The sequence below is a fragment of the Bacillus sp. ISL-77 genome, assembly GCF_018613105.1.
The window spans coordinates 1-17377 of sequence record NZ_JAGGQY010000001.1 but is presented as its reverse complement, the minus strand read 5'-3'; the positions used below and the strand labels follow the sequence as shown (position 1 = coordinate 17377).

The 17377-nt window shown below is 38.2% G+C and carries 16 protein-coding genes and 3 pseudogenes; 5 read left to right on the top strand and 14 right to left on the bottom strand.

The annotated features are described in order from the left end of the window. Positions 1-361 precede the first annotated feature (361 nt). Positions 362-545 (bottom strand): annotated as a pseudogene (locus tag J7E77_RS30290) (alkanesulfonate monooxygenase); the annotation flags it as partial. A 360-nt stretch (positions 546-905) separates the two neighbouring features. Between J7E77_RS30290 and J7E77_RS00080 the strand changes: the two are divergent. Continuing rightward, entirely contained in the window at positions 906-1100 is a 195-nt protein-coding gene (locus tag J7E77_RS00080; protein ID WP_214711490.1) for an IDEAL domain-containing protein, read from the top strand. 108 nt (positions 1101-1208) lie between these two features. Here the strand turns inward: J7E77_RS00080 and J7E77_RS31560 are convergent, their stop codons facing one another. Then, positions 1209-1523 carry a conjugal transfer protein TrbL family protein gene (locus tag J7E77_RS31560; RefSeq protein WP_374102936.1) on the bottom strand — a complete coding sequence of 105 codons (315 nt, stop codon included), beginning with the start codon at positions 1521-1523 and terminating at the stop codon, positions 1209-1211. Between the two features lie 148 nt (positions 1524-1671). On the opposite strand from J7E77_RS31560, the gene J7E77_RS00075 reads away from it, so the two are divergent. Continuing rightward, positions 1672-2592 (top strand): hypothetical protein, encoded by a 921-nt coding sequence (locus J7E77_RS00075; protein WP_214711488.1) that lies wholly within the window; start codon positions 1672-1674, stop codon positions 2590-2592. A 5-nt stretch (positions 2593-2597) separates the two neighbouring features. Then, the gene (locus tag J7E77_RS31350; protein ID WP_214711487.1) at positions 2598-3332 is read left to right on the top strand and encodes an SH3 domain-containing protein; all 735 of its coding nucleotides are present in this window, start codon (positions 2598-2600) and stop codon (positions 3330-3332) included. 185 nt (positions 3333-3517) lie between these two features. Here J7E77_RS31350 and J7E77_RS00065 read toward each other — a convergent pair. Together J7E77_RS00065 and J7E77_RS00060 are read right to left on the bottom strand one after the other, a co-directional pair. After that, a pseudogene (locus tag J7E77_RS00065) lies at positions 3518-3670 on the bottom strand (fructose-bisphosphatase class III); the annotation flags it as partial. After that, positions 3637-3891: a site-specific integrase gene (locus tag J7E77_RS00060; protein ID WP_251026665.1), complete on the bottom strand. Its 255-nt coding sequence runs from the start codon at positions 3889-3891 to the stop codon at positions 3637-3639. The gene J7E77_RS00060 and the pseudogene J7E77_RS00065, both read right to left, overlap by 34 nt. 783 nt (positions 3892-4674) lie before the next feature. Here J7E77_RS00060 and J7E77_RS00055 point away from each other — a divergent pair. Next, positions 4675-4848: a hypothetical protein gene (locus tag J7E77_RS00055; RefSeq protein ID WP_214711483.1), complete on the top strand. Its 174-nt coding sequence runs from the start codon at positions 4675-4677 to the stop codon at positions 4846-4848. A gap of 115 nt (positions 4849-4963) precedes the next feature. On the opposite strand, the gene J7E77_RS00050 is transcribed toward J7E77_RS00055, so the two are convergent. From J7E77_RS00050 to J7E77_RS00010, 9 genes are all read right to left on the bottom strand, one after another. After that, positions 4964-5296, bottom strand: coding sequence for a YolD-like family protein (locus tag J7E77_RS00050; RefSeq protein ID WP_251026640.1), 333 nt, complete (start codon positions 5294-5296; stop codon positions 4964-4966). A gap of 112 nt (positions 5297-5408) precedes the next feature. After that, the gene (locus J7E77_RS00045) at positions 5409-5993 is read right to left on the bottom strand and encodes a hypothetical protein (RefSeq protein WP_214711481.1); all 585 of its coding nucleotides are present in this window, start codon (positions 5991-5993) and stop codon (positions 5409-5411) included. Between the two features lie 30 nt (positions 5994-6023). Then, a complete protein-coding gene (locus tag J7E77_RS00040) occupies positions 6024-6986 on the bottom strand; it encodes a tyrosine-type recombinase/integrase (RefSeq protein ID WP_214711479.1) in 963 nt (320 codons plus the stop codon). A 1020-nt stretch (positions 6987-8006) separates the two neighbouring features. After that, entirely contained in the window at positions 8007-8900 is an 894-nt protein-coding gene (locus J7E77_RS00035) for an NAD(P)-dependent oxidoreductase (RefSeq protein ID WP_214711477.1), read from the bottom strand. Between the two features lie 138 nt (positions 8901-9038). Beyond that, the gene (locus J7E77_RS00030) at positions 9039-10472 is read right to left on the bottom strand and encodes an alanine/glycine:cation symporter family protein (RefSeq protein ID WP_214711475.1); all 1434 of its coding nucleotides are present in this window, start codon (positions 10470-10472) and stop codon (positions 9039-9041) included. Between the two features lie 240 nt (positions 10473-10712). Beyond that, on the bottom strand, positions 10713-11909 hold the full coding sequence (locus tag J7E77_RS00025) for a M20 aminoacylase family protein (RefSeq protein WP_214711474.1): 1197 nt from the start codon (positions 11907-11909) through the stop codon (positions 10713-10715). A 107-nt stretch (positions 11910-12016) separates the two neighbouring features. Further along, entirely contained in the window at positions 12017-13243 is a 1227-nt protein-coding gene (gene dpaL, locus J7E77_RS00020) for a diaminopropionate ammonia-lyase (protein WP_214711472.1), read from the bottom strand. A 27-nt stretch (positions 13244-13270) separates the two neighbouring features. Further along, entirely contained in the window at positions 13271-13651 is a 381-nt protein-coding gene (locus J7E77_RS00015; protein ID WP_214711470.1) for a RidA family protein, read from the bottom strand. A gap of 159 nt (positions 13652-13810) precedes the next feature. Continuing rightward, entirely contained in the window at positions 13811-15076 is a 1266-nt protein-coding gene (locus J7E77_RS00010) for a Zn-dependent hydrolase (RefSeq protein ID WP_214711468.1), read from the bottom strand. Between the two features lie 203 nt (positions 15077-15279). Here J7E77_RS00010 and J7E77_RS00005 point away from each other — a divergent pair, with 203 nt between their 5' ends. After that, the gene (locus tag J7E77_RS00005; protein ID WP_251027944.1) at positions 15280-16188 is read left to right on the top strand and encodes an AraC family transcriptional regulator; all 909 of its coding nucleotides are present in this window, start codon (positions 15280-15282) and stop codon (positions 16186-16188) included. A gap of 501 nt (positions 16189-16689) precedes the next feature. Here J7E77_RS00005 and J7E77_RS30280 read toward each other — a convergent pair. After that, positions 16690-16892: pseudogene (locus J7E77_RS30280) on the bottom strand (ATP-dependent DNA ligase); the annotation flags it as partial. Positions 16893-17377 lie beyond the last annotated feature (485 nt).

The window sequence follows — 17377 nt, the reverse complement described above, 5'->3', positions numbered from 1 at the left end:
CAGTTAACTGTAACCTATCCAACTCTACGACAGCAACTCTGAAAACATCTACGATCTCAATCCGCTCATACTCGCCAGGCTTTACTTCAACACAATTTATAACTATGAAATAGTTAACTTAAATAAAGATATAACATACATTTTACGAATACAACCTAAGATAATATAACTTATGTGTTGTCATATATGTTATTTATATTATTAAAATATTTAAGAGATTAACAAATCCCATCCTATCGACTGTTTACGGAATATACTGATTTGCAATGATTTATCCAATTAGCTGATTGTTTTGTTGAGTTATGTTGATGGTGTCTCTTTTGTTCAGCGGTAAAAGCGGAAATACTAACTCAGCGAATTAATATGTTTCCTCTAAATGAGGGTATCCAGATAGCACAAATGTATCGATACCAAGGCCGAATATTCCTTCATCTTCTCTGCCACTTGTGTAGGATTGCAAACAAGTGCTGCTCCAGCTCTACCACGAAAGAGACCAACCACTGCCCAAAGGTTCGGCTGATTTCTAGCGTCTCTCTTTCTCCTTTAGGACGTCCTCCATAACTGTGTTAACGTTGTCTCATTTTTCCTACGCCATGGACACAATTCTCTCTTTTTGTTACTAGGTGTAGGCACCGGTATTACTATCTATCATTGTACAACCCTATTGGTTTCTTTTAGGAACTCACATAGCTGAAAAGATATTTAGGCTATAATGCACCAGCCATTGCCCAACCCGTACAAATGGAGTGCAAATTGTTCCACCATACTCATGATTTGATTCGTAACCAAAATATGTACATAAGGTATGTTTCATTTTATTGCTCTCTCAAATTACCAATTTTAGATGTTTGAATAGTCTGGAAATAGTTAGTATAATAGAAAAAAGGTCCAGGAGTTGATTTCTTATGGAAAAGAATTTGCTTAATTCACCACAAACTGAAGTAAATGTCATGGATTCTCTAATTGCTGAAATGGTGTTAGACAAATCCCTACGTGATTTCCGAAAAGAGAAAATTCAAAAGAAAATCGACCTGTCCTTACGAGACAAAAATAAAGCAGAATTCCTACGATTAACAGAGGAATTAAAGAAAGTTTCTTAAAATTGTTTTATGTAATCGCTCTTAAAAGGATCTTCCAATGGAAGATCCTTTTATACTGCTTGTTGAGCTAAACCAGCACCCGTTTGTTGGACTCGGAGTCACCTTCGTTTATCTTTTTAATAGAAATCTTCTTGCAACTAGTTTTGTTGTTCCTCCCATAGCCCCGATCATTCCTCTTCCAGAACCCGATGAATACCACATGTTCCTAAGTACAGACGGACTCTTAATGTGGAGAATACAGTAACCCATGAGTAAAAGAAAATTAAGAAACGTAATATTTTCATTGATTAAAATACTTAGAGCGACTACGAATAAAAAAATTTTCGCGATAATAGTAACAATCTGACTTAGTAATTCACGCCACCAGACACCCAAGTATTCATTATCATCAGCACTGACCGATACACAAGCTAAGGGAGATATTAACTCCTTTTAAAATATATTACTTCAACTCTCTCAATCCCCAATTTCTGCATAGATTTGAGGGCTTTTCTTCCGATTGTCTGCATAGAATGTAGACAAGGGTAAGTGATCTCTCAATGAAAATAGTTAACCTGGAGGGAATAACCTAATGCAATTTATTGAAGATGTTAAAGACGTGAAATTTAGCTTTTTGGAAAAACCGCCGGCGTCGTCTATGAATTATGCCTTTGTTTATGTTAATAATCACAACGAATACTATGCAGTTAAAAATGGAGAGCGATTGTCACGTAGTGAATTGCGGATTGGCAAATATAAAAGGGTTTATACAGTCAATATGCAGCAGCAAACCATCACCTACAATGAGGAAGTCCCTTCGGCAACAAGAGGAAGAAGGTTTTCTGTCAATTTATTTATCGATATTGCCGTTGTACACCCCGAACGGTTAGTTCAACAAAATGCAGGAGAAATTGGCAACATTTTTAACAATAATCTGCCCTTCTGGGTGGAGTCGGAAGCAAGATTTTATCCTATTGAAGATGATCTGAGATTTGCCCGGCATATTGAAGAATTTTTTCAAACCTCGCCATTAGTCAAAGTGTTAAGAGATGCTGGAATTGTTGTTCGAAATGTTCGTGTTTTGATCCGGCAAGGTATTCGGGACCAGCGCCATGATGAGGCGATCGCCGATTTAGACCGGAACGCAGAATTATCCGCCTATCAAGAGGCTCTCGACTTGGAGGAAGCGCGCCGGATTTCGGCCTCGATTAAAGAAGCCCTTCAAGCAGGTGATTTTATCACTGCAGGGAAGCTTGGAGAAAAGAATGAAATGGCAAAGAGGTTAGTGGAATCGGAATTTAGCCAGAATCAAACCTTCAAATATGAGGTAAACAAACAACTTTTTAACTTGATCAACGATCACTCTGTTAACCAGTTTGAGGCAGAACAAAGAGTGGCCAGGCTAAAAAAATTCTTCCCCTATCTCCACGTCAATCTGGAAAACAACAATAGAAAAAAACAGATTGCTGGTCCAAGGAGAGAACTTCCATCCTATTTAAATAAAGGAGATTAGCGATTGTGGAATCCATTTTAAATCTGCTGTTTTGGATCTGGTCACCTATTTCTGTCCTGCCGGAATGGTTGCGTATTTTTTTGGCTCTCTTTGTGCTCCTGCAACTCGCAAGGCTGATTTTGTTGTACATTTTCCCCCCCTTATTAAACTTGTTGTGCCATTTGTTGAAAAAAATGTTTTATCTCATTTCTTATCCAATCATGGCACTTATTTACAGGATTCAAAAAAAACGGAGAGAAGCAGGAAAAGCGGGCATACCTGTTTGGATTAATATTATTGAAGGAATGTTTGCCTTGTTCGAAAATTTTTTCAACAAAATGATTCAGCTTTTCATGAAACGAAAAAGGGATAAGACAAGGATTAAAAGATGGACCTTCTATTCTGCCACAGCTTTAGTGATTTTGCTTACTGCAGCAATCATCAACAATTCAAATGAGTGGTATACACAAAAATGGAAAAAAGCTGAGGTATGGTTAAACCAAGAACATGTGCACATACAAGCATCAGGGGCTTCCCCTGATCAAAAAGAATTAATTTTAAATAAGAAATATGAAGATGGCGGAAATATTCGTGAAGCTCCCACATTAACCGCGCCTCGTCTATACACTATTACAAATGGAGAATTAATGCACTTTTTGAATGAAGAACAAGTAGATTCCAAAGGAATTAAATGGCTAAAAGTTCAAACCGCAAACGGGATCGAAGGCTGGATTTCAGCCTTGATTGTCAGGGAAAAATAATAAATTGAGAGGGATATTATTAACTTAGTGTTGCAATGAATTGAACAATTTCCGTGATTTTTTGAGCCTTTTTCTAGTTCATAGAACAACCTAAATAAGGAGAGCGGACTCCAATTGTATTAGTCTCTCTCCTTATTTAAAGCACTCCCCAATTAATCAAACCTGTCCCTATGTCCTAATTGGTGTCAATTCATATAGCGATATTCTCGTAGACTATTCAAAATAGAGATTTCCTGTAATAATTGCTCTCCAACATTCGTTTCTCTAACCTTTTTTCTCTTTAATTCTTTATCCACCAATCTTTTTATTGATAAAACATCTGTCCCGTTAAGTAGTAGCACCAGCGGAGAAAAGCTCTCATTGTCCTTATCCTAATGTTAATGGTCATAGGCTTTAGACCTTTTTTGCTTCTCATGTAATCAACCCAGCCAAAAAATACTTCCAGAGTCATTTCTTCTTTCGACAAGTCCTCACCTAAATAATCACACAACCATTGAAAATGAAACTGGTATTCCTCAATAGTTCTAGGAGCTAAACCTTCAGAGTTCTTATACCACATGAATTTCTCAAACATTTCTTTCATTGTGAAGTTCTCTGTAACCTTCATCGTTGCCGTAACTCGACCATGTTTCCTTACACCTTTTCGCATAAAAAAACCTCCAAATTTAGTATTTGAAGGTTCTGAACTCACACAGTTTCATATTCTCGGACTCACACAAAAACTCGTTTAAAATGACCAAAAGACTGTGTGTGTTTGAAATTGTTCGTTTGACAAGAAGTCAGTATTGGCGGGACTGCGTGGGAATCGAACCCACCAGACCTGGCAAGCAGGTCTCAAGCAGTTTTGAAGACTGTTTCATATTCTCCGCTAAATCATTCCGTTCAATCAGCGTCAACATCAACGTTCAATAAACGCTTTACGCCATTCCTACCGCCAGTAGCTCCCGTATTTCCCACGATTTTATGCATAATGAATAGCCGTTCAATATGCGGATGGCTGCTTGTTTATGCGGTGGATCACGGTATCATTCGACAACCCCTCGAGTTCGGGACGGTCATCCGCGCCAGGCGCTTCGTGCTAGTGAATCGGAACCCTATCGCAACGCCTCGCATGCCACCTATCCGCACATACCCCCACCCGTATGTATTCCGCAGGCATTACGTAAGCTTACGCACCCTATTCGCAATATACCGAGTTCCTTCTATTATATACCCCCGGTAGGTATATTTGTAATGCCCTCTAATATTCCGTCAAATAAATAATATAAGAAGGAAAACGCTTACAACGCGGCGAATATATACTTTGAGTTACTAATAAAAGTACACGGAGGGATGTCTTTTGATGAACTGCAAAAAATGTGAAAAAGAGTTTTATTTCCAAGTTACGGAAATGAATGTCCCTGGAGGCAAAGAGCGTGAGTATATAAATTGCCCCCATTGCGGTGAAACAAATGGTTCAGTTGTAACGAGCGGTGTCGTGTATATTCATAAAATTGAGGAAAACTCTAAGAATTAATTATCGATACTTTACACGACAATTGGGCCCTTGAACATAGGGCTTTCTTTAATTTTTGTACAAATAAAAACGCCACCGATTAAGGTGACCCAATGGTTTTTCGACAGCAATCAATCTACGACTTTAACTCCGACAATACTATCGAACGCCACTCGTCAAACTCCCCCGGCTTCACCTCAATACGCAGCTGATGCGTAATAGGGTCAACGTAATGTATGCCGCCAGTCAACTCCGTAGTAAAGCCGTCAGCCCATACGGTTAGCTTTATTGCAAGGCTGTACTCCATCGCGTAGGCTATGCGCTGATCAAACTCCTCCGTATCGAATTCGCTTAGTAACGGCCGTGGCTGGCGCTCTTGATCCTTAAACATGGCGCGCTGGTGTTCGAATACTTGCGGCATAAAGGACGCTGCATTCCATTTAATTAAACCGCGATCTCTTATCGTCATATCGAACATCTCCTTCGTTCTTATTATAACACGAACAAACGTTCCGTATGTAAACAATAAATAATATGTCATGAAAAGACCGACCTTTAGAAACAAGAGACGGTCTAATATGCTAGTCGCTGCTTTCATCATGGCGATGATGATGGCGATGAACTACTACGAAATCTTCATGTCTGAAGAACATCGTTGGTTCAGATTCATCTAGTGAACTGCCATCAGATGAGAATCCGCCTGTAACACTTACTAGAATTTCGTCCCCTGATTCTTCAACATCTCCGCTTACCGTTACAATCAAAGCACGTGGATCGCCTGCTGCTGTGACAGTGGTGTCTGTGATCGGGATTGGTGTGAACACTGGTACAGCAACCCCCGCAGCTGTATTCGGAGGTAAGGTAAAAGAGCTCGGAGGTAACAGCACCAATATAGGAGCCGGAGGAGCAGTCGGACTCGGAAGCAAAATAACTTGGTCGATTCTTACCGTGGCGGTTAGCGTCCGATTTGTCTGGTTACTGAGCGTCACGATTACAATATTGCAGGGATTAGGTGGATGATGAGTAAAGATAGGAATAAGAAAAGGTCCCGTACGTAAAGTCGCTATAAAAAACACATCCTTTCGAAAAAGAAGTTTTTCAATCATTATAGTAAATGCGAAAGGTAATCTATTTGAAAGGGACAAGTACCGAGTAATAACGCACATTTTAACGCCACCGGTTAAGGTGACGCTAAGTTAATCTTTATTATTAAATACGTAATTAAGCGGTGAGTGTGCACTATGCTGATTCTGTACGTCCATATTCGTCATTTGAACGTAACGACGGACTCTATTCATATGAGAGTGGCCGAGAATACGCTGTAAACTAAACGGATCACCGCCATTCAGAATATAAAACAACGCGCCAGTGTGCCGAATCGTGTGTGGGCTGACTCGTTTATTTGTTATCTTTGCGACCTGGCCATAAACTCGTAAGTTATCGCGCACGGTTGCCTCTCCAATCTTTTCTCCTTCATACGTTAGGAATACGTACTCATTACCGCATTCTTCCGTCTCTTGCATATACTCGCTTAGTAGTTTCGCAGTCCTTGCTGAAATCGGCACCGTGCGTCCCACTCGCGTCTTCGTGTCCGCTGCTTCTAATCGAATAGACATCGTTTTAAAGTCGATGTTTTGCCGCTTCATATCCACGAGCTCGCAGACGCGCACCATCGTATCGAGTAAGACAAACGACATGACCTTCGTCCGAAATCCAACGTAGTTTTCGTCGTCAATGGCAGCTATTAATCTGCGATACTCCTCAACGGTAAACGCCTCTACAACATCTACAGGCGCCTTGATCGGCTTAAAACGCTTATGTATAGGCTCAGCTAGCCACATTTTATCTTCGTAGCAATAACGCAAAAATGCACGCATCGTCCTTACTCTAATATTAACGGTACCTTGCGTATAGTCCATCTCCTCAACCATAAACGTAATCCAGCCCATAAAGAGCTCCGTAGTCATCTCTTCCGCTGATACTTCTTTATCGATATACGTTTTAAAATAGCCGAAGTTATTATAGTGTTCTTGTATCGTCCGTTTCGCAAGTCCTTCGCCCTTCTTTAAAAGCATAAACTCCTCGAACATTTCCGTAATATTTAGGGAAACTTCAGATGTCGCTACTCGTTTAATTCTCCGTTGTAAACCTTTCCGCATAATAAAAAATCCCCTTCGCAAATTTAATAGCGTAAGAGGACGAACAGTTTTAGGCGACTATCAAAACAGTTTTAACCGTCAGCCTTTCACAGTCTTGCTTCGAGACTGGGCGGAAAATGTGTAAGTTAACGTGTCAATCACCGGCAACAATCACCGGATCAATCACCATCAAACCCTTGCGGGAGTAAGAACGTTGGCGGGACTGCGTGGGAATCGAACCCACCAGACCTGGCACGCAGGTCTCAAACAGTTTTGAAGTTAGAGGGAAGGTATCTTTTTTGATTCCATTTAGTTATATATAATGTCGTAAAGTCTTGATTTAATGCATTTTGTATCAAGTCATATATCATTTAATTTCATCTAATTAAATATAAAAACATCTAATCTGTGACCAAGTTGTGACCAAAGATGTGACATGTGACTAGTGTTCTTATTTTATTAATGGGTTAAACAAGTAATTGAGGAGGTTTATACAAACCTCCTCTTTTTCCATTTGTGACAAACGGAGAATGTTCCTATTGGAGACCAGGAATTATTACATCATGCCGCCCATCTTTTACTTAAATTCCTCACATTTTCACCAACTTTCATACATACGATTTTCTAGACAACATTCTAATAGTAAAAAGGGTTTACTTTCGTAAATCTTCATATCCAAATATAATTTTTGTTATTTTTGTGTGATTTTTAAAAAATCACAAGTTTATTGTGGGTGATAAGCTAGATCGCTCCACCAACCGCGTTTCAGACATTCAACGATTTTAAGTCTATAAAATAATAAAAGCCTAGAAATGTTCATAATCTAACACTACTAGGCTTTTTATGTTTATCTATTATCCAGCGTTTTAAACATTCAGGATGTCTTACACCTTTTTGGTACACTGGGTGTTTTTTCTTCTAATAAACGGATTGTTAGCAAGAAGCCATTGAGCATTTTACACAATCACGCCCGATTATTGAAGAGTGGTTATAATTATAAAAAATCGCCTAACCTTTTCATTACGTTGGAGAATGAAATACTTATATAGTTAGAAGCTGCCTATCTAGTAATTGATATAAAGTTTGTGTCCCTTTATCTCCTTTTCCTTCAGCTTCAAGCTCTTCATACAAAAATTTTGCTAATTTTAAACCTGGAGTAGATAAATTTATTTCTTCTGCTGATTCAATTGCTATTTTCATATCTTTAATAAAATGTTTAATATAAAATCCAGGTTCAAAATCACCTTTAATCATTCTAGGACCTAAATTACTTAAAGACCAACTACCTGCCGCACCTGTTTCAATACTTTTTAATACTGTATTTGGATCTAGCCCAGATTTCTTGGCGTATAATAAAGCTTCACATACTCCAAGCATATTAGAAGCAATTGCAATTTGATTACACATTTTTGTGTGCTGTCCAGAACCAGCTGGTCCTTGTAAAACAATATTCTTTCCCATTAATTCTAAGATGGGCTTCATTGCTTCAAAGTCACTATTTTCCCCGCCAATCATTATCGCCAATTGGGCATTTCGTGCACCGATATCCCCACCGGATACTGGTGCATCTAAAGCATGTATCTGTTTTTCTTTGGCAGCTTCATAAATCTTTTGAGCCAATATCGGACTTGATGTAGTCATGTCAATTACATATGTCCCCGGTATAGCATATTTTAAAATGCCCCGCTCTCCAAAATATATCTCTTCGACATCCTGCGGATATCCTACCATCGTTATAATAATGTTTGCCTCAGCAGAAATTTCAGCTACCGTTTCCTTCCAGACAGCTCCTTGTTCAATTAACTCTTTCGCTCGCTCTGGGGTTCGGTTATAAACTAGAGTCTTGTATCCGGCCTTGATAAGATGACCAGCCATACTTTTTCCCATTACGCCTGTACCTATAAATCCTATAGTTGCCCTTTTTGTTCTACACATCCTGCTTTATCTCCTATAATTTTTTAGATTGAAAAATAAAAAAAGTATCTGATCTATGGCCCGATTTTGGAATAACTTTATTTTTTTATCTTAATAAAATGCGTTAACCTTCTTGACAAACACCGCCTATCAGATACATCAAGCCCTTTTTGAATATCTATTGTTGGCAACCACCGCATCTACCTGAGTAAGGTCAACTTTTGTTATATCGATTTCTCTATCCCATTCCGGCTCTTTGATTCCTTGTTTCAATTGATAAACGTAATTTTTGAAGGCATAGCGCACATATTTAAATAGACCAAATAAAGCGATTACATTTAGAAATATAATGATCGCCAAAAGAAAGTCGACTGAGGCCCAAATAACTGTAAGCGGGACTACCGAGCTAATGGTAAGCACAATAGCAGTAATGATTCTGTATATCCAGATTACAGGTTTAGGATTCTTTTTGAATATATATCTTATGTTCGTTTCTCCATAAAACACATCGGCAAGAAGTGTAGTAAAGCCGAAGAGGAACATAGCACCAAATACAACCCATTTTCCGAAAGATCCCATTGAAACGTTGAATGCCTCTTGAAGTAGATTTACCCCGTCTTTACCTGTTCCAAGGACATCTGACAACAAGATGGCAAATGCTGTGCATGAACATATAATAATTGTAGTAATAAATGTACCCAGCATTGCTAAGAATGATTGTTCAATAGGATGCTTAACTTCTGCAGAAGCATGCATGGTACCTGCCACACCATTACCAGCATCATTTGAAAATAACCCTCTTGCCATTCCATATCGGAATGCTTCCATTACGGTAGCACCAATGACACCTCCAGCAGCCGCTTCACCGGTAAAAGCATTCTTAATAATTAATTCAAACACAGCTGGAACCGCTGTAATGTTAGTAATTACAATATATAGAGTTAATGCTATAAATGAAAGTGCCATAAATGGAACAATTAGCGTAGAGAAATCTACAAGTCTCTTTACACCGCCTACAATAACTACTCCCGTAAGAATAACAACCACCATCCCTGGAATAAGAGGGTTAATGTCAACTACTCCAGTAAATGCTGAAGCGATGGAATTCGTCTGAATAGAGGCAATAAACATACCGATTGCAAATACGTAACATAGGGACATTATAATGGCCATGGTTTTATTCTTTAGTCCCTTTTCAATATAAAAAGCAGGACCTCCACGATAAGTACCGTCTTCTATTTTTTCTCTGAACAATTGCCCCAATACAGTCTCGGCAAATGTAATTACCATGCCAAACAATGCGGTAACCCACATCCAGAAAATTGCCCCAGGGCCTCCAGCAACCAATGCAGTTGCTACACCGACCAAGCTCCCTGTTCCAACCTGGCCACCGATCGCTGCACATAAAGTTGAAAAACCTGATACTTCTCCATCCTTTTTCTTTAAACTTTTCTTCATAACCCCTAAAGCATGCTTGAAATATCTTAGCTGAGGTACTCCCAAACGTATAGAATAATATAAGCCGATTGCAAGTAATATATATGCAATCACCCAACCCCATAGTATGTCATTGATTTGGTGAAATAATTCCATATAAAAATTCCCTCCTTCTTCTAAATTAAATATCCAAACTGCAACAGTAAATCTGACCTACCTTTATTGCATTAAGTTTTTTTCTACATGTGCTCGTAAGAAACTAAAGGTAAAAGAAAACCCTTACAATATTGTTTAAGGAAAATAGTTAACAGAAAACTACGACACTATTCATTTTTTATAACTTATTTAGATGGGTCCAGAAAAATAATTTCAAGACCCTACCTACACCATGCATTACTAAAGATACCTAGCTTCCAAAATATTAGAGGATTCCTTTGGCAGTCTGACCTTAATTAACTCTGCAAAATACTCCGCTCCAATTTTTAGTATCTTATCATTAAAGTCATAGCGTGAGTTATGAAGTGGAATATTGCCTATCCCATCAGAATCATCACCATTTCCTATAAATACAAAACAACCAGGAACCTTTTGTAAAAATGCACCGAAGTCTTCAGAAGCCATCCACGGTTGACAATTTCCATCCACATTATTTTCACCAAACACATTTTGGGCTGCTCTAACCGCAATATCAACACACTCTACCCAATTAACTGTTGGTGCGAATTCATGAGTATATTCAAATTGACATTCCGCTCCATTTATTTTGCAAATCCCCTCACTAATCGTTCTCATACGTTCTTCTAGCAGTCTTTGTACCTCTGGAGTATAACTTCTAGTATCTCCTTTAATCACTACATTTGTTGGGATCGCATTGCGTATCCCATCTGTTATAAATTCAGTACACGAGATGACAGCAGGAACATTGGGGTTCATATTACGGGATATAATGGTTTGCAATGCAATAACAATTTCAGACGCAATCACTATTGGATCTTTACCCATATGAGGACTTGAAGCATGTGAGCCTTGTCCCTTAATACGGATTACAAAGTTATCTTCACTTGCCAGAATTCCTCCTGCACGGGTTGAAATTGTACCCGCAGGCATACCTGGCATATTATGCATTCCATAAATCTCATCTACTGGAAAACGTTCAAAAAGTCCATCATCCATCATAGCAAAAGCGCCTTTACCAGTTTCTTCTGCAGGTTGAAAAATAAATCTAACTGTTCCATTAAAGTTTTTGCGCTCAGTTAATAACTTGGCTGCACCCAATACTGTGGCCATATGCCCATCATGACCACACGCATGCATTTTACCCGGATTCTGGGAGGTATATGGATGTTGCCCCTCTTCTGTTAGATTAATAGCATCTATATCTGAGCGAATACCTATAATTTCTTTACCATCGCCCACTGTAAGATTAGCAACAATTCCAGTACCACCAATATTTCTGTGAACCTCTAATCCCATATCTGTTAGTACTTTAGCAAGAAATTCAGAAGTATGTTTTTCTTCGAAGGCGCTTTCAGGATGTGAATGAAGATAGTGCCTCCACTCAGTAAGATTTTTTTCAAAATTTTCGTTGCTCATATTAAGATCACTCCCTCATAAATACATTTGAATAATTTTTTATGGAAAGGGATGCAACATGCTAATGCGAGACATGTCAGAAAGCAGCCCTCTCCTTAAAAAAATTATTATATAGATGGATATGCCCCATCCCATACTACTTTTCTGTAATGATCCGGATCGGTGTCACCTTCTGTACTGATAATAAGAATTTTCGAATCCTGATTCAGGTTCAATGCTTCCTTCATATCATTGAGCATGATTTTATCAGACAATAGACTAACTAATCCCATGCCAACTGCGCCAGATTCACCTGAAATAATATGAGGGTCACTGCCCAATGGGTTTGCAAGAATTCGCATACCTCGTGCAGCCACATAATCTGGACAAGAAACAAAGGCCTCAGCATAATCTTTTAAAACCCCCCAAGAAGTGGTACTTGGTTCCCCACATGCTAAACCTGCCATAATCGTATTCAAAGCTCCCGTTACTGAATGAGGTTGTCCATCACCTATATTCATAGATTTGAATAAACAGGCAGCATTATCCGGTTCGACAATAACTGTAATAGGACGTTCATCTCCAAATTTCCCTACTAGATATCCGAGCATACTACCAGCAAAAGAGCCAACTCCGGCTTGTAAAAACACATGCGTTGGTCGTTCAACACCAACTTCCGTAATCTGCTCCACTGCTTCATCCAAGATTGTTCCATACCCCTGCATAATCCAGGTTGGAATTTTTTCATATCCGTCCCAGGCCGTATCCTGTACCAAGACCCAGCCATTTTCTTCAGCCTTCTGGCTTGCCAGCCTAACGGTATCATCATAGTTAAGATCTGTTATAGAAGCTTCTGCTCCTTCTTTTCTTATATTATTTAATCTTATTTCTGAAGACCCTTTTGGCATATATACAACTGATTTTTGTCCCAGTTCGTTTGCAGACCAGGCAATTCCCCTTCCATGATTTCCATCAGTAGCGGTTACAAAAGTGATATCTCCAAGTTTATCTTTTACTTCTTTACTTCTTAGTTTTTCAAAAGACAGCTCTGAAATATCGACGTTTAATTTTTCTGCTAGGTATTTACCAACCGCATAGGAACCACCTAATACTTTAAAAGCATTAAGTCCAAATCGATAAGATTCATCTTTCACCCATATATTGCTAACTCCTAATTGTTTAGACAACTGATCTAAGCTGTGAAGGGGAGTTACTTTATACTCTGGAAAGCTTTTATGAAAATTTCTTACCTTTTCAGCTACTTCACTATTTATAAATTTGACAGATGCTTTCTCGGTATCTGTTTTTCTAGCATTTTCATTTACCATATATTTAATTTGTGCTAAGGCTTTCATTTTTACTATCTCTCCTAAATAAAGCGTCTAATTTAAAATTGCCACGACCTCAATTTCTACACCCGCATCTTTTGGTAACCTAGATACCTCGACACAACATCTAGCAGGATAATTTCCTGTAAAAAACTCTCCATATACTTCATTAACCTCAGAAAAATTTGATAAATCTTTTAAAAATATTGTTACTTTGATAACATCTTCTAAAGAAGCTCCAGCTGCCTCTAATATTTCTTTTACATTATTCAACGATTGTTTTGTTTGTTCTTTTATATCCTCTGGAAATTCACCAGTTTGAGGGTTTACAGGAAGTTGTCCTGAAACAAATATAGATTTGTCTATTTTAATTGCTTGAGAATATGGTCCAATAGCTCCTGGTGCATTTTTTGTTGAAATTACTTCTTTAACCATTAATAAGTCCCTCCTTGGGTTTCCTTCATGTATCTAATCTAAATGATATTTTGCCTTCCATCGTTGGAAACACTTACACCTTATAAGCAAAATTTCGTGCCATCCTAATTTAATTGGAATGATACCTTATATTCTTAAGCCATGCTTTTTTTATTTATCTCAACAGATTATTTTACTGATTGTACCTGCAAGATTTCCAACTACGTCAAGTAATACATTGGTTCCAGCTGCCAAGTCGGTATCTTTTGTATATTCCTTAGGATTATGACTAATACCGTCAATACTTGGAACGAAAATCATAGCTGCAGGGCAAATACGAGCCATCATTTGAGCATCATGTCCCGCACCAGACGTCATTCGTCTTGATTGGAGTCCGCGCCCACTAGCAGCTTGTTCTACCAGTTTTACGATTGTTTGGTCAAAAGTGACAGGGTTGAAATGTACTAGTTGTTCAGATGTAATCAAAACTTCTTCTGATGCTGCCAGTTCTTTGAGGTAGTTTGCAAGTGCTTGTTCTTCCTCCTGCAATTTCTGCTCGTTTGGATTACGCAAATCAACAGTGAAGGTTGCCAAAGATGGAATAACATTAACAGCATTTGGCTTAAATTCGATCGTTCCAACTGTTGCGACAGTTTGCCCATCGGAAGCATTTGCACGATCGCGTAAATAGGTTATCACTCGTGCCGCCGCAAGTCCTGCATCACGCCGCATATCAGTTGGTGTAGTACCAGCGTGATTTGCAACACCTTCAATGGTAATGCGCTGCCAAGAAATGCCTTGAAGATTCTCAACAGCACCAATCGGAATACCCCCTTTATCAAGAATTGGACCTTGTTCGACATGAAGCTCAATGTAAGCGTACGGCTTTAAAAAGCCAGGCTCCTTCGTACCTGAATATCCGATTCGTTCAAGCTCCTCTCCCAATAATATGCCATCTGTACCCGCCGATTTAAGCGCATCATCAACTGTGAGTCCGCCTGCATACACAAGGGATCCCATCATGTCGGGCTGATAGCGCACACCTTCCTCATTGGTAAATGCTGCAACTGCAATTGGACGAATTGGAATAAAACCTTGCTCCTGCAAAGTATTTATTACTTCAAGCCCAGAAAGTACTCCATAACATCCGTCGTACATACCCGCGTTAATGACTGTGTCGATGTGCGAACCTAACATAATTGGTGCTTCATTTCTATTTCCGGTACCGTACCAAATACCAAAGATATTACCGATTCTGTCGATTTCAATTTCTAATCCAGCTTCCTTCATCCAAGTGACTAATTGATCCCGTCCAGCTTTATCTGCATCTGAAGCAGCTAATCTCGTTCGTTTGTTGTCATTGTCCAGACCAATTCGGCCAAGTTCTTTTAAGCGGTTAAGAAGGCGTTCAGAGTTGATTGATAGTTTTAAATTAGAAAATATCATTTTCATCTCCTCCTTTCAAAATGGAAAGTAGATTGGAAACAACTAGGTTAACAAATTTGTTAGTGCATAAATTAAATCAGCTGAGATTTTTGGTGAATACATTATTTGAATGTAATTATGATGTTATATTAATTGAAAATTTGTACAATTAATACTATTATTGAATAGAAAAATATAAAAATATTGAGGTGTTAGCTATGCAAATGAAAAACTTTAAGATTGATGAAAATTTAAAAGAGCTAACTAAACATCATACAGTCGTTATGCCGATTGCATGTTATCAAACCACCATTAATCAAAATATACACGGCTACATTCCACTTCATTGGCATGACGAAATTCAATTTGTGTTAATAGTAAAAGGGGAAGCAATTTTTCAAGTTAATGAAGATTGGATAGTGGTTCGAGAGGGTGATGGACTGTTTATTAATAGCGGACGCCTTCACATGGCACAGGATAAAGATCAGTCGAGTTGTGTCTATATTTGCTTAAATCTTTCTCCTTATTTTGTTTTATCACAAGAACTCTACACTACATATGTAAAACCTTATATTCAAGCGACTAATTTACCTTACTTATTTATAGATGCAAATGAGAACTGGGGGAAAAATATTTTAGATGCAATTTTAGAAATCTATCAATGTATTGAGAAAAAGTCCCAATACTATGAAATTGATATAACCATTCAACTAACATTAATTTGGAAACACTTAATCGATAATGGTTTTAAGCTGGAATATGTTCAGACAGAAATAGTAAAGAGTCAAAGAATAAAACAAATGTTAAGTTGGATACATGAGAATTATGCAGAAAAAATTCTGTTAGAGGATATTGCGAGGGCTGGTCAGCTGAGTCGTTCTGAATGCTGTCGATATTTCAAGCGGTTTTTAAAATGTACACCATTAAATTATGTAATGGATTATCGTATTCAAAAGAGTTTATCTATACTGCAGCAAGGTGATGGCAATATTACCGAAGTTGCTTATCAAGTTGGTTTTAATAGTACAAGCTATTTTATTAAAGAATTTAAAAATTCCATGAACATGACTCCCTTAGCATACAAAAAAAATAAAATGTATAATGACGAAGCTAGTTTTGTCCACTCTCAGTAAGTTGTATCTTTCTAAATGCGTAAATTTACATTTATTATGCCGTTTTTGGACGTACCCCGTATAGACTTATGTGAATAAAAAAAAGGTAGCCATTTAAAGGTCGAGAACGAGCAAAAAAGCAGGGGAAATATATGGGGAGACCTGGGCAAGATGAAAAATAAAACAGTAGATATAAAAAAGAAAAAGCAAAGTGATAACCTATGCAAAAGTAGACACTTAGCTTCTTCAAAACATTGGTGTAGACCTATGTATCTTAAAATTTCAATCCCCTCCGACTTTTTTGTATATTGTCTAATAATTAATAAAATTCGACTATAGTTCCATAGGCGCTATAGTACGAAGCTTCGGATAGGAATTATAAAGTAACGTATCGTGCAAAAGTTATGAAGGTAGTAAGTTAAATCAACTGTTGTCGGGCAAGGTAATACCGTTAACGGAACTGTTTGGTTTCCGATAACTGGATATTATTCTTTAACATTAGATTGCTATGGGAGTAATAAAGATAACCTTTCCGTCCGGAATATCCAATGATAAAAGCTCCGGGAACTTAGCCTAACCTCATTGTTATGGCGAGTAAATAGCTTAATCTTATTATCATTCTTTGATAGTATGAGCCGAATGCCATCGAGCTTGAGTTCTGTAAGATATGCTACATCATCAAACGGCTGGTCTACCTTTTGTAATAACATCGGGGAAATTAACACATAAACCACCTGATGATAATTGTAAGGCACTGCCATGATTCAATCATTGGTAATTTATTGTCATTTATGGAATTTACCGTTATACACATTGTAGAAATAAAAATAGACCATCGCTATGATGATCACTCTTATTGAACTCCCTCAGTTTAATACGATTTTCTCACGAATACTCGCTTATTCGCAGGATTTCATAACCCTTAATATGGATTTAACGATTAAATGAAATGAGTTCAGATCATTATGGCTCCGTGAAGGCATAGTGAAATAAAGGAGTATTACAAAACTCCACATTTTACCATATGATGTACATTCTCCACGCCGCCCCTGGAGGCTTTCCCTCCCATGTCTCAACGGGTCAATTGCCCTATCATTCCTTCGTCATACCTATCCAAGGGGTGGAGGCCAGTAATGCTAACCTGATGGGTCAGTGCCCTTTTGTTCAATAAATCTGGTACTCCGTACATATTTGAATTCCTACGAATAAG

Excerpts from the sequence above, each read along its gene's own strand:
- J7E77_RS00035 (WP_214711477.1), bottom strand. The coding sequence starts at position 8,900 with ATGTGTAGAACAAAAAGGGCAACTATAGGATTTATAGGTACAGGCGTA.
- J7E77_RS00050 (WP_251026640.1), bottom strand. The coding sequence starts at position 5,296 with ATGACGATAAGAGATCGCGGTTTAATTAAATGGAATGCAGCGTCCTTT.
- J7E77_RS00055 (WP_214711483.1), top strand. The coding sequence starts at position 4,675 with ATGAACTGCAAAAAATGTGAAAAAGAGTTTTATTTCCAAGTTACGGAA.
- J7E77_RS00010 (WP_214711468.1), bottom strand. The coding sequence starts at position 15,076 with ATGATATTTTCTAATTTAAAACTATCAATCAACTCTGAACGCCTTCTT.
- J7E77_RS00075 (WP_214711488.1), top strand. The coding sequence starts at position 1,672 with ATGCAATTTATTGAAGATGTTAAAGACGTGAAATTTAGCTTTTTGGAA.
- J7E77_RS00080 (WP_214711490.1), top strand. The coding sequence starts at position 906 with ATGGAAAAGAATTTGCTTAATTCACCACAAACTGAAGTAAATGTCATG.
- J7E77_RS00030 (WP_214711475.1), bottom strand. The coding sequence starts at position 10,472 with ATGGAATTATTTCACCAAATCAATGACATACTATGGGGTTGGGTGATT.
- J7E77_RS00005 (WP_251027944.1), top strand. The coding sequence starts at position 15,280 with ATGAAAAACTTTAAGATTGATGAAAATTTAAAAGAGCTAACTAAACAT.
- J7E77_RS00060 (WP_251026665.1), bottom strand. The coding sequence starts at position 3,891 with ATGTGGTATAAGAACTCTGAAGGTTTAGCTCCTAGAACTATTGAGGAA.
- J7E77_RS00025 (WP_214711474.1), bottom strand. The coding sequence starts at position 11,909 with ATGAGCAACGAAAATTTTGAAAAAAATCTTACTGAGTGGAGGCACTAT.
- J7E77_RS00045 (WP_214711481.1), bottom strand. The coding sequence starts at position 5,993 with ATGTGCGTTATTACTCGGTACTTGTCCCTTTCAAATAGATTACCTTTC.
- J7E77_RS00015 (WP_214711470.1), bottom strand. The coding sequence starts at position 13,651 with ATGGTTAAAGAAGTAATTTCAACAAAAAATGCACCAGGAGCTATTGGA.
- J7E77_RS00040 (WP_214711479.1), bottom strand. The coding sequence starts at position 6,986 with ATGCGGAAAGGTTTACAACGGAGAATTAAACGAGTAGCGACATCTGAA.
- dpaL (WP_214711472.1), bottom strand. The coding sequence starts at position 13,243 with ATGAAAGCCTTAGCACAAATTAAATATATGGTAAATGAAAATGCTAGA.